A 22908-nucleotide genomic window follows, 5' to 3' on the forward strand; every position below is an offset into this window, starting at 1 on the left:
AATGCTGCAGGTTAATGGCATATACAAGGTATTCAATCCAGGAACAGTAAATCAAAAGGTAGCTTTGAGAAATGTCAGTGTAAAGTTGGAAGAAGGCGATTTTGTCACATTAATCGGTGGAAACGGTGCAGGCAAATCCACGCTTCTGAATTGCATAGCCGGGGTATATCCGATAGACAGAGGCTCTATCATAATTGATGGTGTCGATGTAACAAAGCTTTCTGAACATAAGCGTGCATCAATCCTTGGCCGTGTTTTCCAGGACCCCATGATGGGTACTGCATCCAACATGGGAATTGAGGAAAATCTGGCTTTAGCTTTTCGCCGTGGCCAGAGGCGTGGCTTAAAATGGGGGATAAGCAATAAGGAAAGGGAAATGTACAGAGAACTGTTAAAACAGCTGGATCTGGGTTTGGAAAACAGATTAAGCACCAAAGTGGGGCTTTTATCAGGCGGCCAGCGGCAGGCTCTGACGCTTTTGATGGCAACATTGAAAAAGCCGAAGCTTTTGCTGCTGGATGAGCACACGGCAGCTCTTGATCCCAAGACCGCGGAAAAGGTGCTGCAGCAGACGGATAAGCTCATAGGAGAGAATAAACTGACTGCTTTGATGGTTACCCATAATATGCGCGATGCCATAAGGCATGGTAACCGTCTGATTATGATGTATGATGGACAGATTATTCTGGATATCAAGGGAGAGGAAAAGCAAAAGCTTACGGTGGAGGATTTGTTAAAACGCTTTGGCAAGGCCAGTGGAGAGGAATTTGCAAATGACCGGGCGCTGCTTTCCTAACATAATCCCCTATAAATATTCATCAAATTAATAATGAAATGATAAAGGGTACCCATCTCTAACGGTTGAGGGTACCCTGCTGTTTTCAAGTCTAAGGGTATACCTCCACTGGATTGAAACCAAGCAAGTGTGAGGGACCTCTCCCGCAACTGGAGACTTCTACCCAAAACCTCCATTTAAACTTCAAAAGAATCAGGTTTGCTAAACCCTCAGCCCAAAACAGCGGTATCAAACCGAAGACTTTTGGTTTTGGCAGCTTTCCCATAACCTTGACTATTGAATACCAGTATTATAAAATATACATAAATAGTCGGCATAAAGCTTGACATGCAGGAAAGAGTAACTCATATAGGCTTGAGAACCATACTGTGACACCTTTGTTCAGTTTAAATTAAGACTGTTCATGGTTTTGCAGGTTTTTTATGAGGCGCTTATTTGTTTTGGTAAGAGAGGTTTGCTTGAATTAAGCAGACTTTTTTATTTGCTGCTTTGGTGGAATGGCTTTTTCCAGAGAACATGACAAATCACTGTATGAAAATCCCGACATGGTATTTATCAATGGTCAATGGGGGGGATTTTATTTTGAAAATCCGAAGGCAATTTGGTTCATTCTTTCGAAAAATCGCACCTCGGGGGATGGCTAACAAATTATTTGCCATTATCAGTGTTATCGGTATATTTCTGGCTTTTTCCCTGGCATACATTGCCACCAGTATTTCAGGCAGCTTTCTATATGAGGCCGCAAAAAACCTGTTGGACAACCAGGCAAAACAGACTGTCAACATATTCGACCAGTACATGGACATCCTTAAAAATACAGTCATGACTACAAGCAGGGAAGGAAGTGTTCAGTCGCTGATAAAAGGCAATTATGACGCATATGGATCCTATCTGGTTCATCATAATTCCTATGCTTATCTGAAGAACATCCATGAATTTTATGATTGGATTAATATTTATGTGATAGCGAAAAAAGATCATTATATTATGTCCTCAAATCCGGAAGACGTCACCTCGGATTTCCGCAAAAAAGGTGTTGAAAAAATGGAGTGGTATGGGAGGATGGAGAATGCCCTGGAGGGAACTTTCATCATGTCGGATTTCATTCCTCCGGCGTCCTCCGATAAAGAGCATTTTGCTTATGCCCTGAAGGTCAGAGATGTTTATGACTGGGAGACCGACGGATACATTATTGCAGCCATTGACAAAGCCATATTGGATGACCTTCTCCGCGGTACCAGCTTTGAGGAAAACGGGTTTTTGCTGGTGTTAAATGATAAGGGCGAGATTGCATATGCTTCTGATTCTTCTGTTTTCAAAAGCGATTTTTCACTGGAAGAACTGCGAAGCGAGCTGAGGAGCAGCGGCAATTATGCCTTTGGCAGCAGCAGGGATTATTATTACTCTTCTTGGAAATCAAAGGCTTCCGGATGGAGTTTCATAGCTTTTGCAGACAAGAACCATGCCAAAGCGCAGATTCTAAACCTCCAACTGCTGGTAATTGTCATAGCCGCTCTGGCAGTTATGCTCCTCATTGTAGCGGCGCGTTTTATATCCAATGCCTATACACGGCCGGTGAAGACCTTGATTAAATTCATTCATGAAGTGGAAGAAAAAGAATTTGCAGGACAAATCGACTTAAAGCTGGAGGATGAGATGGGGGATCTGATCAATTCCTTTAATGCGCTGATCGCCTCCGTAAGGCAGAACCAGGTGCTGAGGAAAAGAGCGGAGATAGATGCGCTGCAAAAGCAGATAAATCCGCATTTTCTATTCAACACGTTCCAGTCCATCAAAGCCCTTGCGCAGCAAAAGGATACCCGAAGCGTGGTTGAGATGATCGAAAAGCTGAGTGACATATTTCATTACAATATCAACAGAAGCAACAGCTCTATGACGGAGATACGCAATGAGATAGATCATATACGGAACTACCTGGATATCCAGAGGGTTCGCTTCGGCAACAGGATGCAGGTTTTCTACGATATCGACGAAAGAGTGCTTTCCTATTGGACGATGCGATTTATCCTCCAGCCGATTGTTGAAAATTCCATAAGCCACAGCATGGAACTGATGGACGGCGGATACAGGCTTGATATACGAGGCGGTTTTGACGATGAAGATATTTTATTTATAATCCGGGATAACGGAGTGGGCATTCCGGAAGAAAAGCTTGAAAAACTCAAGGAATATATATATGATAACGAAGGCACCATATCCAACGACGATTTCGGCATAGGCTTAAAGAACATACAGGAAAGGCTGTACCTACTGTATGGAGAAGGCTATGGACTTACTATCCGGAGTGTGCCGGATGAGTATACGGAAATTCGGATAAGGATTGCGAAAATGACAAAAGAGGAGGCAATTAAAAGATGATAACTGTTTTAGTTGTTGATGATGAGCCGCTGGTGAGAAGCAGCATACGGTTTTCCTTAGAAGAGATAGATATCAGGGCGCGTGTTGTAGGAGAGGCTGAAAATGGCAAAGAGGCCCTGGAATGCTATAAAAAGCTTTTACCGGATGTGGTGATTACCGACGTAAAAATGCCTGTGATGGATGGATTGAGGTTTATCGAGGAAGTGCGGAAAATAGACCGTGTTACCCAGTTCATAATAATCAGCGGATATGCAGAATTTGACTATGCTCAGCAAGCTATGAGATTTGGTGTAAACAGTTATGTCTTAAAGCCGGTTAAAAACTCCGAATTGGAGGAAGCGCTGAAGAAGTGTGTACTTAAGCTGGAAGGCAAATATTCGGAAATGCTGCCGGAAAGCGAACGTATAATCCAATATATCGAGCAGAACTTTTCTTCTCCGCTGACCTTGGAAATATTGGCGGAAAAGTTCAATTTCAGTCCTAAATATATTTCCAGCTTGATCAAGAATAAGCTGGGATACAACTTTACCGATTACCTGACGGCACTGCGGATGAAAAAGGCGGTGGAGCTTATGACCAAAACCAGTCAGAGTGTAAAATCCATAGCCCTTTCCGTCGGATATGAAGACCAGCATTATTTTAACCGAATTTTCAAGAAGAAAACCGGCAAAACACCCTCCGAATTCAGAAATGGCATAGGAAATTAATGCTGCTCCGGCAAAGAACTTTCTTGCTGCAGGGGAACACCGGGAAGGAAATGCAAGGCTATTCTAATGTCAATGCTTTGCTAAAGTTATGTTTAAATAAATAATAAAATATGGAGATTCTCCACATACCTCCTCCCATTGTCCAACTACAAATCAAGTTGACAATGCTATAGTAAAAATAGATATGAGTGCTCTATCCGCTTTTGCTATAAGGGGAGAAGTAAAGGGGAGAAGCTTAATGAAGAAGATATTGCTTTCAGACCAGACAAGACATCTAATGAAGAAATATCGCACACTTTACCTGTTTTTGATACCCGGAGCTATTATAATGATTTTGTTCGCCTACCTTCCCATGGGTGGCCTGGTAATGGTATTTCAGCTATACGATCCTGTATCGGGCTTCTTTGGAAGTAAATGGGTAGGCTTCGAAAACTTTGCCCGAGTGTTCAGTACACCAGTATTCGGCCGTGCATTGCGTAATACACTGGTGATCAGTGGTTTAAAGCTGCTTATAGGTTTTCCCATGCCGGTTATTTTTGCACTGATGCTTAATGAATTGCGCCATCAGCGCTTCAAAAAAACAGTGCAGACTATTACTTATATACCCAATTTTGTTTCCTGGGTTATAGTTTCCGGTATATGGTACAGCATGCTTTCGTCTTCGGGCGTGGTCAATGAAATCCTTTTGAAGCTTGGACTGATCAGTGATCCGATTCTTTTCATGCAGAATAAGGCTCTTTTCTATCCGATCATAATATTTACGGAATTATGGAAATCTTTGGGTTACAATACCATATTCTATATATCTTCAATAGCAACAATACCTACTGAAATATATGAAGCCGCAGAAATAGACGGGGCCAGCCGATTCAAGCAGGCCATATATATAACCATACCGTCTATTTCAGGCACCATTGCCCTTCTTTTTATAATGCAGGTGGGCGGGCTGCTGAATGCAGGATTCGATCAGCTGTGGACCATGGGCAACGTTGCAGTAAGGGATATGGCAGATATTCTGGATACCGCCGTGCTTCGCACACTGACCAGCGGCTCCATATATGACCTTTCCACCGGTGCTGCCCTTGGAATGTTCAAATCCGTCGTAGGCCTGCTGCTGTTTTTCATCACAAACTGGGTATCCAAGAAATTCATTGACGAATCGATTGTCTAGGGGGTGAGGCTATGAAATTGTCTAGAGGGGAAAGAACCTTTGATATATTCAATGTTGTGGTAATGACTTTGTTTGCTGCCATCTGCCTGTATCCTTTCATATACGTTATTGCCCTGTCCTTTAATGATGGTACGGATGCAATGCGCGGAGGCATATATTTTTTCCCGCGGAAATTCACCCTGGAGAATTATGCTAAGCTGTTTGAGGATAACAGAATTATTGGCAGCTTTTTCATTTCAGTTTTCAGAACTGTCATGGTTGCTACCTTCGGAACCCTTGTCAATGCCATGTTTGCCTATGGAATAAGCAAGTCCGATATGCCGTTCAGGAAGTTCTTTAACTGGATGATTGTCATCCCGATGTATTTCGGAGGGGGAATAATTCCTTATTTCCTTATATGCAAGTCCCTGGGGCTGACGAATACAATATGGGTTTATGTGATTCCCTGGCTGGCAACTCCTTTCCATATTATGCTGCTGCGAGTGAGCATAAAAGAATTGCCGGAATCATTGGAAGAGAGTGCATTCCTGGACGGAGCAGGATATTGGATCATATTCGTGCGCATTATACTGCCCCTTCTCAAGCCTGCCCTCGCCACTGTCATACTGCTGGCAGGAATCGGACAGTGGAATGACTGGATGGATGGTACCATTATGGTGAGTAATTCAAAGCTCTGGCCGTTACAGACTCTTCTTCTTAGTATACTGCAGGGAACGGATATGATGGCCTTTTTCAAGGAAAAGAATCTTTCCACCGCCGGCGGCGCTATGGCGAGGAAGATCAGTATTACTCCTGAATCATTAAAAATGGCCATGCTGGTTATCACTGTAGTTCCTATTTTCATGATTTACCCATTTGCCCAAAAATATTTTATAAAGGGTATTATGGTAGGTTCGGTAAAAGGCTGATGCGAAAGCATTGTCTTTTAATAAATTGCCAAAAATAACGGTAAAAGAAAGGAAGAGAACATTATGAACAAAAAGTTTCAACGTGTTGTTGCTCTATCCGCAGCTATGCTGCTGACAGTGGGCGTTTTGGCTTCCTGCGGAAACAAGGGTGAGAACAAGAATGCTCCATCCACCACCCAGGAAACCAACGGAGAGGTTCCTGAGCTGGCATCCCAGTGGCCTGAATTTGCCAAGCACCATAGCATAGAGGTGACCTTTTTCGAACAGGGCTGGACGGGACCGGAAGAGGATAAGGACTTCGTCACTCCTGAAATCGAAAAACGCACCAATTTCGGTATTAAGTATATCCCAATGACTGTTCCCACTTCTGATGACTATACTCAGAAGCTGAATCTCATGGTGGCTTCCGACGAAGTGCCGGAAATCTTCTTTGGCGCAAACGACAGCTATACCAGGACTATCTATGAGAAGCTGGGGCAAAGCGGCAAGATATGGGATGTAGCTGATATCATCAAAGATTATGAGAACATATATAACCTGGTATATCCTGAGCTGAACCTTTTCAAAACCAAGGATGGCAAGAACTATTTTATTCCAACCCAGACGGGACGCGGAAATGATGTGCTGCATGACATCCCTAACGGCTTGTTCGTGCGTAAGGATTTCCTCGACCAATTGGGTATGGATTATCCGGATACTCCCGAAGAATTTAAGGAGTATTTGAAGCGCAGCATAAATGAGATTAAAGTAAACGGTCAGCCTGTAACCGGCCTTGTTTTGGGTGAAAACTTAGACGGTATTCAAAAGCTGTATGAACCTTTCTTCCCATTGGTAGGACAGCATGAAAGCTACAAACTGCCCTTTGATCCCAAGGATGGATATAAGATAAAGAATTATCTGTATAACGACAGCCCTGAACTGATAGAGGCTGCAAAATATATCTACAGTCTGGCTAAAGAGGGATTGCTGGACAAGGAGACCCTTACCTTGAAGCAGGCCATGATTCAGGAAAAAGCATCATCAGGGCTGGCTGCAGCTATCTCCGTCGCATACTGGGATATGAATACTTACGGTGACAATGCAAAACAGACCGTGCCGAACATTATGTATGTAGCACCACCAACAATGTATGCTTCCGAAAAAGTAAAAGAGAGCCGTTTGGCAGACTGGACAAACTGGGTTGGCAGCTGGTCAACGGTCATTATAAACAAAAAAGTGGATGAGGAAGCTCTCCGCCATTTCCTGGCCGTAATGGATTATATGGCAACCGAGGAAGGGCAGCTTCTCGTGCAGTACGGCATCGAAGGAGAGTCCTATGTTTTAAATGCGGAAGGCAAGGTGGAAATGACATCTGAGTTCCTGGAAAAGACCAACAACATGGACTGGAACAAAGCCGCCGCATATGGTGTCGGTTACTATGCCCAGTTGGTATATAATTTGCCTGCCATTCTGGATAAGCAGGGCACTCCGGCATCCCTTTTAAGAGAGGACAATAAGTTAAGCTGGGAAAATCAGAAGGAATATCGCGATCATTATGTTGCAAATATGGAGCCTACCCTGGATTATTATTTCCTCCCGGGCGAGATAGAGACTCAGAAGTTTACTGCCATAAAGGATGGAGAGGTAGAATTGTGGGTTAGGGTATTGACTGCAAATTCCGAGGATGAAGTAGAAAAGATCGTCCATGAATGGGGAGAGACTTGCAGAAAACTCGGAATAAATGAAATAATAGCCGAGAGAGAGCAGTATATTAAGAATTTTAAGGTTAGCAAATAATATATAATTAATAACAAGTAACTTCTCTTAAACATATCCCCCGCCTTGGGCAGGGGATATGTTTTATCACAGGGAAAGGAGATAAAAAGATGAATCTGGTTTACAGGATACGATACAATGCTATGGACTATCTGCATGAGCTGGCAGCGCATACCACAGAAAAGCTGAAAGATGGTTCCCGGAAAGAGTTGTACAGGCGTTTCTTGGAGCTCAACCTGCGGGTGGAAATCATAGCTCTGCGCGATCCGGATTTTGCAGTGACTAAATACACTGCAGTCTTCTATAATGAAACTGACAGGCCGGTGAGGCTGTACCAGTTGGATACCGGGGTATCCATAGCTTCCGATAGTATGAACCTTAGATATTTTACTTCTGATTGGGGCTCTGAGTTTTATCCCCATGAACAGGAGATAAGCGGCGAGTTTTCTTTTGGCTCCGTTTCCGGGCGATCCAGCAAAGGCTTTTCTCCCTGGGCAGGGTTGGTGACTTCCGGTCGCTGTTATTCGGCGGCGCTGGCCTGGTCCGGATCGTGGAACTGTACGGTGACTCCTGAAGAAGGGCGTTTCCATTTTACTATGGGACATTCGTATGACGGATTTTTCACCGATGTGCCACCCGGGGGACGGTTCGAGTCCGCGTCAGTTTATCTGGCTGAAGGTAAAACACTGGAAGACGCTTCGCTGGAAATGCGCCGTTTCTTCCGCAGGCGGTTAAGCCTGCTAAATGACGGCGGGATTGCTGATGTGCCACTGGAATACAATGAATGGTGGCCTTACGAAGACAAATACATCAATGAAAACATATATTTAGAGAATGCAAAGATTGCCAAGGAACTGGGCTGCCGGTATGCAATGATGGACGCCGGATGGTTCGGTGGAAATGAAGACGGGCAAAGCTGGTATGAAAAGCGTGGCGACTGGAGTATAGTGAATAAGAAGGATTTCCCTTCAGGAATGAAATCCCTTTGTGACAATGCGAAAAAGATTGGAATTCTGCCGGGCATATGGTGTGAAATAGAAGCGGTGGGCAAGGATGCAAAGCTCAACGATACCCATGGTCATATTATAGCTAAAAGGGACGGCAAGTCACTGGGCTATGTCTGCTTTGGCAGTGAGGAAGGCAGAGCATGGGCGATGTCTGTGGTGGATCAGATCCTTGGGGAATATGGTGCCAAATGGATCAAATTTGATTTTAACCTGGACCCTGCTCCCGGTTGTAACGCTCAAGGACATGGGCACGGTCCGGGAGATGGATTGCATGCCCACTATGTAGGATATTACCGGCTGCTGGAGGAAATCCATAGGAAATACCCTGATGTGGTTATTGAAAATTGCGCTTCCGGAGGTCTGAGGGACGATATAAAGATAGCATCCCTCACCCACTGGAGCCATTTAAGCGATCCTGACTATACTGAATTCCATTTGCAGGTATATTGGGGAGCCCTTTCTTATCTGCATCAGAGTGCGCTGCTTCATTTCAGCTGGTCTCAAGTACTTCAAACCCACAATTTGGGGATATTGAATCCCATCAGTGAGGACATGGAACGATACAAATTTGATTACATGATCCGGGCGGTTCTGATGGGGGTTCCGGGATTCTCCTATCGCCTGCCGGAAATGCCGGATTGGTGCAAAGAAAGGCTTAAGGAATTAGGCCAATTCTATGAGGAGATATACAAAGACTATATCTTAAACGGGGATGCACACCGCCTTACCCCCCAACCGGTAGTGGGCTGTATGGGTGAGCGGTTTCCGGTATTCCAGTTTAACAATGCCCGGGGGGAGGCCATTGTCTTTGCTTTCAGGCTGCAAAAGGCCAGAGAGGAACAGACAGTATACCCCAGAGGGCTTGTAGGGGATGCGCTCTATGAGGTTGTGTATACGGACGCGGAAAAATCCATGACTGCTTCAGGCAGGGATCTGGAATCAAAAGGACTGGTATTCTCCAATATGCCGGAGGAAAGCTCCGAGGTTGTGCGGATACGTCTAAAGATGGACGGAGAGGAGTAAAAGCATGGAGACTATGAAAGCTGCAGTGTGGACGGAGATAGGTAAAATCAAGGTAATGGATGTGGAAGTGCCGCGGATTACACGGGATCAGGTGCTCGTTAAAGTCATGAGTGCCGGATTGTGCGCCACTGACCTCCATGTATATACCGGAAGGTTTAGGTACGGTGAACCGCCCCACATTCTCGGGCATGAAGTGGCCGGAGAAATTTGTCAGGTGGGTGATGCAGTTGAGGGATGGAATATTGGTGACCGGGTAGTGGTGGAGACTTCCATAGGTTGCGGTAGATGCCGCTTTTGCATCTCCGGGCAGCGGCATCTGTGCCCGGAGATGACGGAAATCGGGTTTACTCCCAACAATGGTGCTTACGCCCAGTATATGGCGGCTCCAGCTAAAAACCTGTTCCGGATACCCGATGAGTTGTCCGACGATGGTGCTGGAATTATGGAAAGCGTTGTATGCCCGGTGGGAGCATTGTACCGCCTTGGGGTGCGCTTTTCCGAGACAGTGGTGGTGTTTGGCGTTGGACCAGCTGGAATCGGTTTTATTCAGGGAGCCAAGGCAATGGGAGCAGGGAAAATTATCGCAGTAGCCAGGAATGACTTTCGTCTTGAGCGGGCGAGGGGATTTGGTGCGGATATTTTAATCAACACAAAAAAGGAAAATGCTGAAGAAGCTATAATGAAAGAGACCGGCGGCATCGGTGCCGACCTGGTAATTGATGCTACCGGATCCCCCGGCATTATTGCGCTGATGCCCGGTGTTACCAGGCGGGCCGGACGCATGATACTTTATGGCCTGCCTGAGGATGATGCCAGCATGGACTATCCTGTTAAGGAGATAATAATGAAGCAGTTGGAAGTATATGGCGCGGTGGGAAACCCGTCAGTGTGGGAGCCGCTTCTTCGTATGGCGGCATCCGGGGTTATCAGGCTGGACGATATGGTGACTCACACCTTTCCGCTGGAGAGAATTGAAGAAGCTTTTGCATGTCTTGAGAACCCGGATGAAAATGTTCTGAAGGCTGTCATCCATCCATGGGATTGACCGGTAAACAAGCCAATCGACGTTGCTTTCCGTATGGAAAGCTTCTGATACCACCGGCGAAGGAATTGATAATTTGCAATTTGGCACCAAGCTTATATGAAAGGTGATGATGAACATAGACCGTAGAGAAAACATGATAAAAACTTTAAACTGCGAAATCACGGAGCAAATTCCTGTCACTCCCCACTGGTGGGGGTTGTATAAGTTTGAATATGCCGGTTTTCTCAAAGACTATGACAGGGAAGCTGAAGCCTGGAGCTTGACCGGTCGTGATTTGGCTGATATAGATAGCCTCTTTTATGAAGAATTCAAGCCCGATATGTTCCATCTTACCACCGGCGCATCAAGAACTGAAGAGAGCGAAGCTGTAAAAAAGGAAAAAAGGCGGATATTTGAAGCCGTATATGAGCTCGAATCCTATTCGGTCATTGACGAATATATTGAATCCAACTATCCCGCCAAGGACGAGATAATAAAAAGCGGAGTTTTTGACCACATACGCATACTTTTTGAAAGGTATGGAAGGGAATGTGTTCTGATGCTCAACGAAGGAAATCCCATCAGCTGGATACTGGATCCCCATGGCTGCGTTGGTTTTGAGAATGGACTCATTTCCCTTATGGATAAGCCGGACAGAATGGAATATCTCATACACAGGAGCTATGAAGCCTTGCTGCCCCGCATGGAAGCCTTGAAGGAGATGGGGGGAGATGGCTATATCGGTTCAGAGACATATTGCTCAGCCGATATCATGTCACCAAGCCTGTATCGGGGCATTATCTTCGAAGCGCAGAAGAAATTTTACACGGCAGTGGCGAAAATGGGGTTGATTCCGGTGACTTATTTTACCGGTGACATCAATCCCCTTTTGGAGGATATAAAAGAACTGGGGGTAAAGGGGCTGATGGTGGAGGAAAGCAAGAAAAACTTCAATCTGGATGTCGGTACCCTATACAGGAGGCTGGAAGGACAGGTTTGCCTGTTTGGAAATCTTGACAGTGTTTACACTTTGCAATTAGGGAGCAAGGAAGATGTTGTGAAGGAAACCCTAAGGCAAATTTCAGCATGCGGACAAGGAGGCTTCGTTATGGCTAACGGTTGTCCCCTTTCTTTCACAACTCCCCCGGAAAATATCCATGCTATGATAGACACAGTGCGAAATAAAAAAGGTTGAAGGCATAAAGAATTAAAAAATTCCTTTATTGCAAAAAAACTCTTGACGGGTATAATTTGATATGTTAAAATCTTATAAAAGTAAATTTTAGGATTAGAAGAGTGGCAACGGCGTTATTCAGAAGAACTGGATAACGCTATTTTATATAGATATATATAATTAAGTTCATACTGATGTTCTTGGTGGTGACGAAGGCGTTATTCGTAAACATTACGAATGACGCCTCTTTTAAATTGAATATTTTTAAAGTAATGACAGCGGCGTTATTTGGATAAACCGGATAACGCCGTTTTTACATATACAGTTTTATATATACGGTCTCCAAAAAACTTCATTAAATTATATTTGCAGGCGGAATTCAGTCCATTGCTGTCAAACCGCGTCATAAAATTACAGCTGAGATGCTGCAATCAGCTTATCATCCTTTGAAAAGGGAGTTATCCCTGCATTGAGCTAAATACCCTTTTGGCAGTGACAACGGCGTTATTCGGAAATATCCCGGATAGCGCTGTTTTAATATAGATACTTTTATTCTATTGATATCCAGATTTTAACAATGATTGATGAATTTAAAAAGAAAGGGATGGTGCTATGAGACAAGTTGCTATTTACGGCAAAGGTGGTATTGGAAAATCCACCACAACACAGAATTTAACGGCTGCCCTGGCTGAAATGGGCAACAAGATCATGATAGTGGGGTGCGACCCTAAAGCGGACTCAACAAGGCTGATTCTTAACGGACTGGCTCAAAAAACCGTATTGGATACTTTGCGGGAGGAAGGAGAAGATGTGGATCTGGACCTAGTTATGAAGGAAGGATTCGGAGGCATAAAATGCGTGGAATCCGGAGGCCCTGAACCGGGAGTAGGATGTGCAGGAAGAGGAATTATCACTTCCATCAACCTGCTGGAGCAGCTGGGAGCGTATACCGACGACTTGGATTTTGTGTTTTATGATGTGTTGGGGGACGTGGTATGTGGTGGCTTTGCGATGCCCATACGGGAAGGCAAGGCTGATGAAATCTATATAGTAGCCAGCGGGGAGATGATGGCCATGTATGCCGCCAACAATATTTGCAAAGGTATTCAAAAATATGCCAATACAGGCGGAACAAGGCTGGGAGGAATAATATGCAACAGCAGAAATGTGGACAATGAGTTTGAAATGCTTAAAGCCTTCGCCAGCGAGCTGGGCAGTCAGTTAATCCACTTCATTCCAAGAAACAATGTGGTTCAAAGAGCGGAAATCAATAAAAAAACCGTCATAGAGTTCGATCCTACCGACAGCCAGGCGGATGAATACAGAGCATTGGCCAGAGCAGTACAGGACAATGATATGTTTGTAATTCCAAAACCGATGACCCAGGACAGGTTGGAGGAGATATTGATGGAATACGGCTTTATAGGATGAGCAATGCCCGCAATACGGCCAAAGGGTGAAATGGGGAATCGGACAGGGAGGTTATCCAAGGCATGCCAGCGCATAAATACCTGGAGAATAGGATCATAAATAAATGAATTTTGGTAGTGTCAAAAGTTCTATGAAAGAATAAAATTTTGACGCCAGAAATGAGAGTATTTACCAAATATGCACATTGGAAACCAAATAAGCAACAAGAAAAACCATGGGAATATAATACCTGTGGATTTGATGGATAACCCGCCCGAGGCATGGATAACAAGTGGATAAAGCATTGGCAACGAAAAGCGTGTTGCCAACACTTTATCACACAAGTTACCCACACCCCTCAAATCAGCGGGTTACCCACAAACTCCACAGGTTCGGCGGCGACTGTTTTGCTATGCTATGCTACAAAAATAAGAGGATGAATTTCGTTCCTTAAGCAGATTGTTGGGCTTTGATGTATTCTTGGGACATTTTAATGAGTGTAACCCACCTGGCAGGCATATTAGGCCGGTCTTTGAGCTCTTCTAAGACCACCGGCACCCTGCCTTCCAGAGAGGAATGAGGCCTTAGGAAGTTGAAGTAGGCTACAAACAGTGTAAGGAAGGATACTGAACCTGCATAGTTGTTAAAACCGTTGGTGGGTCTGTAGTTTCCCTTGAAGGTGCGGTTTAACCTTTCGATGATCTGCTTTAAAGGCCTGTATTCTTCGGAGATAGGGTCGTCGTTGGTAAGACCGATTACCTGCTTTATGTCAAAGTGGATGCCGTACTGGGCGAAATAGTGTTGAGCAAGCATGTAAATAGGGTTCCCGTCAAAGATCAGGGTAAGATCCTCAGGAAGCTTATCGAACTTGGACAATGCTTCGTCAAGAGCATAAATTGCAGCTTTAACATCACGGTTGGCAGAGACGGGGTATGAGAGGATAATCTTCTTTACTGCGTCGAATATAAAGAATACGTAATGCCATTTGCCCAGAACCTTTATGTACGTCTCATCCCCGCAGATGGAATCTGAGAGATCATACTTGTAGTTGTCAATGAAGGGTTTAATGTTTGTGGCAACAGCATCGGCATAATTTGATACCGACTGATGAGAAACACTTACACCATGTACTTCACGCATAAGGGCAGCTGTCATCCGGGTAGAAAGGCCAAAATTGACATGGTATGTAAGTATCAGCCCCAGGACGTGAGGAGAGACATAAAGCCTTGATATATCTACACTCGGAGGCTGGGAAGGCTTTCTTACCAAAGGCTCAAAGTCAATATCAAACTCCCTGTAGATGTAATGGAGCTTGAAATCATGTGGAGAAGACTTGTAGCGCTGCTTGTCTTCCTCGGACATGGAATTGAGCCTGTCAAGGTAATAGGGGCACTTGGAGTTGGTGCACTTATGTACGTTGAAGTCCTTACGCTCTTTCTTAAGTTCCAGTGTCCTTCCACAGTGGGGGCAGAGGAAGATGAGATTTTTTAGGTAACGGTTTTTCTTGTTGAAAGTGCACTTGCAGACTTTGCATAAGTACTGGCCTTTACCACCGGTATTGTCGTAAAGGTATTCATGAGGAGCTCCACATCTTGGGCAGGCCATAGTATCAGGGACTGTAGAAGCTTTTCTCCTTGTAATAGGGGTTATAAGCTTACCGGTTTCCTTGAGATGATTTGAAATAAGCTGCTTATAATCAAGCTTCTCAAGTGTCTCAATAATCGGCATGGTATCCACCACAAGCTTGCGGTAAGGCTTCCTAACAGGCTCATCGTAGTACTTGCGGACGGATCCTTTACTAAAGAGTGCACACATGAGGTAAATGATAATTTTAGCTTGTATTTGAATGTATAGTAGTAAAACTGTTATAATGTTGTTCAAAGGTACTTAACTCCTTTCTTTGGGGGTTGTCCAGCAACAACATTATACCAAAAAAAGGGCAAGTACCTTTGCCTTTCTATACATTCTTAATTTCCAGTTAAATGAGGGTAAAACCCTTAATAATATAAAAGCAAGTAAAACCAAGGGTTAGAGGTCAAAAGCATATCAAAACTTTTGACACTACCTGAATTTTAAAAGGAGTGATTTTATGAAAATGATCAGAGCCATTGTAAGGCCTGAGAAGTCTTCATTGATATTAAACGAGCTGATGGATGCAGGTTATCCAGCGGTCACTAAGATAGATGTGGTAGGAAGGGGAAAGCAAAGGGGGATCAAGGTAGGCAACATTCACTACGATGAGCTTCAAAAGGAGATGCTGATGATGGTGGTGGAGGATGAAGATAAGGACGAGGTAGTAAAAATTATTGCAAAAAATGCCAGAACCGGTGACAGTGGAGCATACGGCGACGGAAAGATATTCGTGAGCACGGTGGAAGAGGTATATACCATCAGCAGCGGCCAAAATAAGTTGTAAAGGGGTTTTGCCAATGAAAGAGATCGTATCCATTATCAGAATCAACAAGATTGGTGATACAAAGCAAGCTCTGGCTGAAGCCGGCTATCCAGCCTTTGTCTGCAAGAAGGTTAATGGGAGGGGCAAAAAGATGCTGAAGCCGGAAATATTCCAGAAACTTGTCGCAGAAGAGGAGATAAGCCCGCCGGAGCTGATGGAGAGCATAGCAGGAAATGACAGATTATTGGCTAAGAGGATGTTGTCCCTTGTGGTAGCCGATGAAGATGTAAAAAAGGTAGTAGACATAATAATTGAGACCAACCAGACGGGCAGTATGGGAGATGGAAAAATCTTCGTCTGTCCTGTCGATGAGGTCATCAGGGTTAGAACAGGAGAAACAGGAATTGATGCAATCTAAAGGGAGGGAACGCTGTTATGAAGGATGATATGAACAAGATTGTTGACAGGATATTGTTCAGATACCCGGCTAAGGTTATGAAAAACAGGAAGGAGCATATTTTGGTCAAAGAACCGGAAGGCCCAAAAGAGATATCTGCCAATACAAGAACCTTGCCAGGCATTATAACAAACAGAGGTTGTGCTTATGCCGGCTGCAAGGGTGTTGTGATCGGGCCCATAATCGATATGGTGCATATTACCCACGGTCCGGTGGGATGTTCCTACTACACATGGGCAGCCAGGAGAAATAAAGGAAAAGCCAGGGAAGGCGGCAAGAGTTTTTTAGAATATGCCTTTACCACCGACTTGCAGGAGAGTGACATAGTCTTTGGGGGCATAAAAAAATTAGCCCAGGCCATCAAGGAAGCGGTGGAAATTTTTCATCCGAAAGCCATATCGATAGCCGCTACCTGCCCCGTAGGCCTAATAGGGGATGACATCCATGCGGTAGCCAAGAAAGCCCAGGAGGAATACGGAATACCCGTTCTGGCCTTCAGCTGCGAGGGGTATAAGGGTGTAAGCCAGTCAGCAGGCCACCATATCGCCAACAACAAACTGATGAAGGATGTGGTGGGAACGGAGGACATACCCGAAGCCCAAAGGAAAAAATACTCTGTCAATATATTGGGCGAATACAACATAGGTGGGGATGAATGGGAGATAAAAAGAGTGCTTAACAAGATTGGTTATACGGTAATTGCAACCCTCACCGGAGATGCGGAGTATGGCGATATAGCCAAGGCCCATAATGCGGATTTGAATCTGGTGCAGTGCCACAGATCAATAAATTATATAGCCGACATGATAGAAATAAAATACGGATTGCCGTGGATGAAAGTCAATTTCATAGGGATAGAAAACTTCTCCAACAGCCTTAGGAACATGGCAAAATACTTCGGAGATGCAGAGTTGATGGAAAGGACAGAAAGGGTTATCCAGGAGGAAATAGAGGATATAAAGGATGAAATCAACCGCTATAAGGAAATGTGTAAAGGAAAAACGGCAGTTTTATTCGTGGGTGGGTCAAGAGCCCACCACTACCAGGGGTTGCTTAAGGAAATAGGCATGGAAACCGTTATGGCCGGTTATGAATTCGGACACCGTGATGATTATGAGGGAAGGGATATCCTCCCGTATATAAAGCTGGATGCGGACACAAGAAACATTGAAGAACTGACGGTGGAGAAGGACGAGAGGAAATATAGGCTGAGGATGTCGCCGGAGAAGCTGGAAGAACTGAAAAAGGAGATACCTATAAACCAATACAAGGGCATGATTCATGATATGAAAGACAACACCATCATCATAGATGATCTGAACCACTTCGAAACAGAAATGTTCATCAAGGCATTGAAACCGGCATTTTTCGGCTCGGGTATAAAAGATAAATACATCGTGGAGAAAATGGGGGTTTACTCCAAGCAAATGCATTCTTATGATTACTCCGGACCTTACGCCGGATTCAGGGGAGCAGTGAATTTTGCAAGGGATACGGCTGCCGGAATCCATACTCCGGCATGGAGCTATATAGTTCCTCCGTGGAAGAAGGAGCCCATATTGAAAGGGAAAATTGAGAAGGAAGGAGTGGAGGAAGCATGCTGAACAATACCCCGAAGGAAATATCCGAAAGAAGCGCCTTAGTAGTAAATCCCGCCAAAACATGCCAGCCCATCGGAGCCATGTATGCCGCCCTGGGAATACACGGTTGCCTTCCTCACAGTCATGGCTCCCAAGGCTGCTGTTCCTTTCACAGGATGCACCTGACAAGGCATTTCAGGGAACCTATTGTGGCATCCACCAGTTCCTTCACTGAAGGAGCCTGTGTTTTTGGAGGCAAGACCAACTTGAAAAAGGGCCTTGAAACCGTATTCGAGATATACAACCCGGAGATAGTGGCTGTTAATACCACTTGCTTGTCGGAGACCATAGGAGATGATTTGAGCGAAATCATTTCCAGCACAAACATACCAAAAGGTAAAACAGTGATATATGCAAACACTCCCAGCTATGTAGGCTCCCATATCACCGGATTTTCCAACATGACCAAGGCAATGGTAACCCATCTGGCAAGCAAGGATGAAAACGGCGGCAATAATAAGCTGGCTATAATACCAGGATTTGTCGAACCCAGTGATATGGCGGAAATAAAGAGAATACTGAAACTTATCGGAATACCTTTTATAATGTTTCCGGACACGAGCGGCGTGTTGAACTCTCCCAACACCGGCAAGTATGTAATGTATCCGAAAGGAGGAGTTACGGTGGAGGAGCTTAAGGATCTGGGCAACTGCTTTGGTACCATCGCCCTGGGAAAGTTTGCATCGGAAGCGGCAGCTTATGAGCTGGAAAAGAAATGCGAAGTGGAAGCTCATGTTTTGAAGGTGCCCATAGGCATAAAAGCAACCGATGACTTTATAATGGAGCTCCTGCAAATGACCGTAAAGGAAGTTCCCAAGGAGCTGGAGGAAGAACGGGGACAGCTGGTAGACCTTATGGTGGACATTCATAATCATTACCATGGCAAGAAGGTGGCAATTTTTGGGGACCCCGATATCGTGACCTCCATGACAGAATTTGCCGTCAGCCTGGGGATGATTCCTAAGTACGTTTTAACCGGTACTCCGGGCAGCGCTTTTGAAAAGGATGTGACAGATATCCTGAAATCCGCCGGCATAGAGGATTTCAGGGTGAAGGCCGCTGGTGATTTGATGGAGCTGCACCAGTGGATAAAAAATGACAAGGTGGATTTGCTTATCGGCAATACCTATGGCAAATACATTTCCAGAGCTGAAAACATACCTTTGGTGCGGATGGGTTTCCCCATTCTGGACAGGGTAGGCCACAGTTATTTCCCTGTGGTCGGATACAAGGGCGCCATGAGGATAATCGAAAAGATAAGCACTGCCCTATTGGATAAATACGACAGGGAATGCCCGGAGGAGGACTTTGAACTGGTTATGTGAGGGAAATTACCTCTATAATACAATTTTCATTTTTGTCCGGCAGTTGCCAAAACACTTTAGAAAGGAGGAGCCGGTATGAAATCATTGGAAGCTTACCCGCTGGAAGAACGAAAAAGCCATATTTTGGTGAAGGAAAAAGATCAGATTCAGGGCATAAGCTGTGATAGGCACAGTGTTTCCGGTGTAGTAAGCCAGAGGGCATGTGTGTATTGCGGGGCCAGGGTGGTGTTAAATCCGATAACGGATGCGTTTCATATTGTTCACGGCCCCATCGGCTGCTCCAGCTACACATGGGATATAAGAGGGAGCCTCAGCAGCGGTTCGGAAATGTTCAGGAACAGCTTTTCCACAGACCTGGAGGAGAAGGATATCATTTTTGGCGGAGAAAAGAAGCTGTCTGAGGCCATTGATGAAATCGTAAGGGCAAAATTTCCGAAGGCGGTATTTGTTTATTCCACCTGTGTTGTGGGGGTTATAGGTGACGATATAGAAGCGGTCTGCAGAGCGGCCGAAAGGAAATACGGCATCAGGGTCATACCGGTGAAGTCCACCGGATTTGCAGGAAGCAAAAAAGATGGCTACAAGGCAGCTTGTGACGCTATTATCAGCCTGATGGATGGCGGAAAATATGAAAGGGGCGTCAAGGACCCCAGATCCTTTAATTATCTCGGAGACTTCAATCTGGCCGGTGAAATCTGGGTGGTGAACAATTACTTCAAAGAGATAGGCCTTAATATGATAACCGGAGTGACCGGTGATTCAACTGTCGAGAAATTGAGAAAAGCCCGGAATGCCTCCTTCAATATAGTGCAGTGTGCAGGATCCAGCATTTATCTGGCTGAAAGGATGAAGGAGAAGTTCGGTATACCTTATGAGAAGGTCAGCTTTTTCGGTATTCAGGATACCGTAAGCTCATTGATAAAATTGGCTGAGCTTTCAGGGGATGAGGAAGTAAAGAAAAAGACGGAAAAACTGATAAGGATTATGGTGGCGGAGGTTGAACCTGTCCTTGAAAAATACAGAAAAAAATGCAGAGGGAAGAAAGTTGCCATATATGTAGGCGGAGGGTTCAAAGCCGTTTCTTTGATAAAGCAGTTCAGTGAGCTGGGCATGAAGACTGTAATGGTAGGAACCCAGACAGGAAGAAAGCAAGAATATGAAACCATCAGGGAGCTGGTGGAGGAAGGCACTGTGATATTGGATGATACAAACCCATCGGAACTGGAGAAATTCATGAAGGAAAAGGGAGCGGACCTGCTGGTAGGCGGAGTCAAGGAAAGACCTCTGGCTTATAAGCTGGGAATGGCTTTTATTGACCACAATCATGAAAGAAAGCATCCTTTGATCGGTTTTGAAGGAGCTGTGAATTTTGCAAGAGAGGTGGATCTTACATTGAACAGTCCGGTGTGGGAGTTTGTCAGGAAAGGAGGGCTGCATGAATAGGAATTATGTGAATTTGGACGTCAATCCATGCAAGATGTGCATGCCGATGGGGGGATCACTGGCATTCAAAGGAATTGAAAGCAGCATGGTTTTAATGCACGGTTCCCAAGGCTGCAGCACATATATCCGGAGGCATATGGCCACTCATTTTAATGAACCTGTAGACATTGCCTCCACCTCCTTAAGCGAGAACGGCACCGTATACGGCGGCAGCAGGAATCTTAAACACGGCCTCATGAATGTGATCAAATTATACAACCCGAAGGTGATAGGAGTTCTCACCACATGCCTGGCTGAAACCATCGGAGAGGATATAGGAAGGATCATAGAAGAGTTTAAGGAAAAGAAGGATATCAGAAATATTGACATAATACCGGTAAATACTCCGGGATACGGAGCTTCCCATTTTGAGGGGTATTTTCATACCATGAGGAGCATTATTGAGTATTATAACCGGAAGAAAGCGAAACCCAACGGAAAGGTAAACATAATCATACCCAATATGACCTGTGCGGATATAAGAGAAATCAAGAGGATTCTGAGGCTGTTTCATGTGGATTATGTGCTGATGCCCGACTTTTCCGATACACTGGATGCCCCGTATAAACCTGATTATGAAAAAATACCCGAAGGTGGTACAAGGATTGATGTTATAAAGAATATGTCCGGAGCCAGGGCTACCATTGAGATGTCTGTCTCCATAGATGACAGGTATAGTCCCGGTAAATACCTGGAGGAGGAGCATGGAGTGCCCTTATACCGATGCCCTATTCCCATAGGGATTAGAAATACGGACTGGCTGATAAAAACTCTGTCCGGCATCACAGGCAAGCAAATTCCCGGAAGCCTTGCTGTGGAAAGAGGCAGGCTGCTGGATGCCATGATTGACTCCCATAAATATAACGGTGAAGGGACGGTTGCCATTTTCGGAGATCCCGAGACGGTATATGCCGTAACAAGCCTTTGCCTTGAAAACGGTATTACACCTTTGATTGCGGCTACCGGTTCAAAAAACCTCAAATTCAGGAATTTGATTGCAGCGAAGGGAACTCAGGCGATTGACGGTACGGATTTTGAGTATGTACATGAACAGGTGAAAAAGCTAAGACCCCACCTGCTAATAGGAAATTCCGATGGCAAAATCATAAGGGAAAAAGAGCACATACCCTTAATCAGAATAGGATTTCCGATACATGACCATATAGGAGCTCAAAGAAAGCTATTTGCAGGCTATCGAGGAAGCATGAGGTTTCTGGATGATATCACAAATACGTTGCTGGATTTGAAGAATGAAAGCTATAGACAAAAATTGTACAGTGAGTTTTTCTGCCGTCAGGGGAACACTTGAAGGGGGGAGGATTATGATAAATTGCAGGGGATGTAAAGCTGGCTCTGAAGGAAAGGATCCGCTTTGGGGAACCGGCTTATCCAATAATACCATAAACAAAACATTAAAACATCCATGTTTCAACAAAAATGCCCATGACTGTGCCAGAATACATCTTCCGGTAGCACCGGCGTGTAATATAAAGTGCAAGTTTTGCAACAGGAAGTATGATTGCCAGAATGAAAGCAGACCTGGGGTGACCAGCAACCTATTGACCCCGGAAGAAGCGCTGAAGATATTTGAACATTACAGAAAAAGATTGAAAAACCTGACGGTCATGGGGATAGCAGGGCCAGGGGATGCACTGGCCAACTTCGACAATGTTAAAAAAACCATTGGATATATAACGGAAGATCATTCCGATATAGCCATCTGCATATCCACAAACGGACTGATGTTGCCGGAATATGCCATGGAGTTGAAAAAGATGGGCATTTCCCACATTACGGTGACCATTAATGCGGTGGACCCGGCCGTCAGTGAGAAAATATATGATTATGTAGACTATAAAGGCAAAAGATTCCGAGGAAGGGAAGCATCGGAGATTTTATTGAAAAACCAGCTGTTAGGGCTGGAAATCATAAAAGATTTGGATATAATGTGCAAAGTCAATATCGTTGTGATAAAGGGTGTAAATTATTTTCACGTGAAGGACATAGTTAAAAAGGTAAAGAGCCTGGGGGTTACCTATACCAACATCATGTCTTTAATCCCGGTAAAGGATACGGATTATGAAAACCAAGAGCCATTGAGCAATAAAGAGATAAGCAATTTAAGAAAGGAATGTGAGGATATAGTGCCGCAGATGTGCCATTGCAGGCAGTGTAGAGCCGACGCTGTGGGAAAGCTCGGGGATGAGCTGCCGCAGTGCGCAATTTAAAGCGCCATTACCTCTGAAATATCCAAT

The 22908-nt window shown here is 44.7% G+C and carries 18 protein-coding genes; 17 read left to right on the forward strand and 1 reads right to left on the reverse strand.

Features of this window, described 5'->3' with window-relative positions; genetic code table 11:
* Nucleotide 1 precedes the first annotated feature (1 nt).
* From CDO33_RS05110 to nifH, 10 genes are all read left to right on the forward strand, one after another.
* On the forward strand, nucleotides 2-796 hold the full coding sequence (locus CDO33_RS05110) for an ABC transporter ATP-binding protein (RefSeq protein ID WP_103080857.1): 795 nt from the start codon (nucleotides 2-4) through the stop codon (nucleotides 794-796).
* Between the two features lie 636 nt (nucleotides 797-1432).
* Nucleotides 1433-3175, forward strand: a complete 1743-nt coding sequence (locus CDO33_RS05115; RefSeq protein ID WP_161496461.1) for a cache domain-containing sensor histidine kinase — start codon at nucleotides 1433-1435, stop codon at nucleotides 3173-3175.
* Complete coding sequence (locus CDO33_RS05120; protein ID WP_103080855.1) at nucleotides 3172-3882, forward strand: response regulator transcription factor; 711 nt, start codon at nucleotides 3172-3174, stop codon at nucleotides 3880-3882. Before CDO33_RS05115 ends, CDO33_RS05120 begins: the two co-directional genes overlap by 4 nt.
* Before the next feature lie 238 nt (nucleotides 3883-4120).
* Nucleotides 4121-5053: an ABC transporter permease gene (locus CDO33_RS05125; RefSeq protein ID WP_161496460.1), complete on the forward strand. Its 933-nt coding sequence runs from the start codon at nucleotides 4121-4123 to the stop codon at nucleotides 5051-5053.
* Between the two features lie 11 nt (nucleotides 5054-5064).
* Complete coding sequence (locus tag CDO33_RS05130) at nucleotides 5065-5961, forward strand: carbohydrate ABC transporter permease (protein ID WP_103080853.1); 897 nt, start codon at nucleotides 5065-5067, stop codon at nucleotides 5959-5961.
* A gap of 63 nt (nucleotides 5962-6024) precedes the next feature.
* Entirely contained in the window at nucleotides 6025-7737 is a 1713-nt protein-coding gene (locus CDO33_RS05135) for a type 2 periplasmic-binding domain-containing protein (protein WP_103080852.1), read from the forward strand.
* A gap of 89 nt (nucleotides 7738-7826) precedes the next feature.
* Nucleotides 7827-9746 (forward strand): alpha-galactosidase, encoded by a 1920-nt coding sequence (locus CDO33_RS05140; protein ID WP_103102775.1) that lies wholly within the window; start codon nucleotides 7827-7829, stop codon nucleotides 9744-9746.
* Between the two features lie 4 nt (nucleotides 9747-9750).
* Nucleotides 9751-10791 (forward strand): zinc-dependent alcohol dehydrogenase, encoded by a 1041-nt coding sequence (locus tag CDO33_RS05145; protein WP_103080850.1) that lies wholly within the window; start codon nucleotides 9751-9753, stop codon nucleotides 10789-10791.
* 133 nt (nucleotides 10792-10924) lie between these two features.
* Nucleotides 10925-11965, forward strand: coding sequence for a uroporphyrinogen decarboxylase family protein (locus CDO33_RS05150; RefSeq protein WP_161496459.1), 1041 nt, complete (start codon nucleotides 10925-10927; stop codon nucleotides 11963-11965).
* 591 nt (nucleotides 11966-12556) lie between these two features.
* Nucleotides 12557-13375 carry a nitrogenase iron protein gene (gene nifH / locus CDO33_RS05155; protein WP_103080848.1) on the forward strand — a complete coding sequence of 273 codons (819 nt, stop codon included), beginning with the start codon at nucleotides 12557-12559 and terminating at the stop codon, nucleotides 13373-13375.
* Between the two features lie 429 nt (nucleotides 13376-13804).
* Here the strand turns inward: nifH and CDO33_RS05160 are convergent, their stop codons facing one another.
* Nucleotides 13805-15169 carry a DDE-type integrase/transposase/recombinase gene (locus CDO33_RS05160; protein WP_207655289.1) on the reverse strand — a complete coding sequence of 455 codons (1365 nt, stop codon included), beginning with the start codon at nucleotides 15167-15169 and terminating at the stop codon, nucleotides 13805-13807.
* A 274-nt stretch (nucleotides 15170-15443) separates the two neighbouring features.
* Between CDO33_RS05160 and CDO33_RS05165 the strand changes: the two genes are divergently transcribed.
* The 7 genes from CDO33_RS05165 to CDO33_RS05195 all read left to right on the forward strand — a co-directional run bounded on the left by CDO33_RS05165 (nucleotide 15444) and on the right by CDO33_RS05195 (nucleotide 22881).
* On the forward strand, nucleotides 15444-15770 hold the full coding sequence (locus CDO33_RS05165; protein WP_103082749.1) for a P-II family nitrogen regulator: 327 nt from the start codon (nucleotides 15444-15446) through the stop codon (nucleotides 15768-15770).
* A 13-nt stretch (nucleotides 15771-15783) separates the two neighbouring features.
* Nucleotides 15784-16167 (forward strand): P-II family nitrogen regulator, encoded by a 384-nt coding sequence (locus CDO33_RS05170; protein WP_103082748.1) that lies wholly within the window; start codon nucleotides 15784-15786, stop codon nucleotides 16165-16167.
* A 29-nt stretch (nucleotides 16168-16196) separates the two neighbouring features.
* On the forward strand, nucleotides 16197-17810 hold the full coding sequence (nifD, locus tag CDO33_RS05175) for a nitrogenase molybdenum-iron protein alpha chain (RefSeq protein ID WP_103082751.1): 1614 nt from the start codon (nucleotides 16197-16199) through the stop codon (nucleotides 17808-17810).
* Nucleotides 17804-19171: a nitrogenase molybdenum-iron protein subunit beta gene (nifK, locus tag CDO33_RS05180; protein WP_103082747.1), complete on the forward strand. Its 1368-nt coding sequence runs from the start codon at nucleotides 17804-17806 to the stop codon at nucleotides 19169-19171. Before nifD ends, nifK begins: the two co-directional genes overlap by 7 nt.
* 75 nt (nucleotides 19172-19246) lie before the next feature.
* Nucleotides 19247-20614: a nitrogenase iron-molybdenum cofactor biosynthesis protein NifE gene (gene nifE, locus CDO33_RS05185; RefSeq protein WP_103082746.1), complete on the forward strand. Its 1368-nt coding sequence runs from the start codon at nucleotides 19247-19249 to the stop codon at nucleotides 20612-20614.
* Nucleotides 20607-21962: a nitrogenase component 1 gene (locus tag CDO33_RS05190; RefSeq protein ID WP_103082745.1), complete on the forward strand. Its 1356-nt coding sequence runs from the start codon at nucleotides 20607-20609 to the stop codon at nucleotides 21960-21962. The genes nifE and CDO33_RS05190 overlap by 8 nt, the downstream gene beginning before the upstream one ends.
* 13 nt (nucleotides 21963-21975) lie before the next feature.
* Nucleotides 21976-22881: a radical SAM protein gene (locus tag CDO33_RS05195; RefSeq protein WP_161496593.1), complete on the forward strand. Its 906-nt coding sequence runs from the start codon at nucleotides 21976-21978 to the stop codon at nucleotides 22879-22881.
* The last annotated feature ends 27 nt before the right edge of the window (nucleotides 22882-22908 follow it).

The organism is Clostridium thermosuccinogenes, assembly GCF_002896855.1.
GTDB lineage: Bacteria > Bacillota > Clostridia > Acetivibrionales > DSM-5807 > Pseudoclostridium > Pseudoclostridium thermosuccinogenes.

Coding starts and splice junctions, on each gene's coding strand:
- nifH (WP_103080848.1), top strand. CDS start 12,557: ATGAGACAAGTTGCTATTTACGGCAAAGGTGGTATTGGAAAATCCACC.
- CDO33_RS05140 (WP_103102775.1), top strand. CDS start 7,827: ATGAATCTGGTTTACAGGATACGATACAATGCTATGGACTATCTGCAT.
- CDO33_RS05115 (WP_161496461.1), top strand. CDS start 1,433: ATGGCTAACAAATTATTTGCCATTATCAGTGTTATCGGTATATTTCTG.
- CDO33_RS05150 (WP_161496459.1), top strand. CDS start 10,925: ATGATAAAAACTTTAAACTGCGAAATCACGGAGCAAATTCCTGTCACT.
- CDO33_RS05165 (WP_103082749.1), top strand. CDS start 15,444: ATGAAAATGATCAGAGCCATTGTAAGGCCTGAGAAGTCTTCATTGATA.
- CDO33_RS05125 (WP_161496460.1), top strand. CDS start 4,121: ATGAAGAAGATATTGCTTTCAGACCAGACAAGACATCTAATGAAGAAA.
- CDO33_RS05195 (WP_161496593.1), top strand. CDS start 21,976: ATGATAAATTGCAGGGGATGTAAAGCTGGCTCTGAAGGAAAGGATCCG.
- nifK (WP_103082747.1), top strand. CDS start 17,804: ATGCTGAACAATACCCCGAAGGAAATATCCGAAAGAAGCGCCTTAGTA.
- nifD (WP_103082751.1), top strand. CDS start 16,197: ATGAACAAGATTGTTGACAGGATATTGTTCAGATACCCGGCTAAGGTT.
- CDO33_RS05120 (WP_103080855.1), top strand. CDS start 3,172: ATGATAACTGTTTTAGTTGTTGATGATGAGCCGCTGGTGAGAAGCAGC.
- CDO33_RS05170 (WP_103082748.1), top strand. CDS start 15,784: ATGAAAGAGATCGTATCCATTATCAGAATCAACAAGATTGGTGATACA.
- CDO33_RS05190 (WP_103082745.1), top strand. CDS start 20,607: ATGAATAGGAATTATGTGAATTTGGACGTCAATCCATGCAAGATGTGC.
- nifE (WP_103082746.1), top strand. CDS start 19,247: ATGAAATCATTGGAAGCTTACCCGCTGGAAGAACGAAAAAGCCATATT.
- CDO33_RS05130 (WP_103080853.1), top strand. CDS start 5,065: ATGAAATTGTCTAGAGGGGAAAGAACCTTTGATATATTCAATGTTGTG.
- CDO33_RS05110 (WP_103080857.1), top strand. CDS start 2: ATGCTGCAGGTTAATGGCATATACAAGGTATTCAATCCAGGAACAGTA.
- CDO33_RS05145 (WP_103080850.1), top strand. CDS start 9,751: ATGGAGACTATGAAAGCTGCAGTGTGGACGGAGATAGGTAAAATCAAG.
- CDO33_RS05160 (WP_207655289.1), bottom strand. CDS start 15,169: ATGTGTGCACTCTTTAGTAAAGGATCCGTCCGCAAGTACTACGATGAG.
- CDO33_RS05135 (WP_103080852.1), top strand. CDS start 6,025: ATGAACAAAAAGTTTCAACGTGTTGTTGCTCTATCCGCAGCTATGCTG.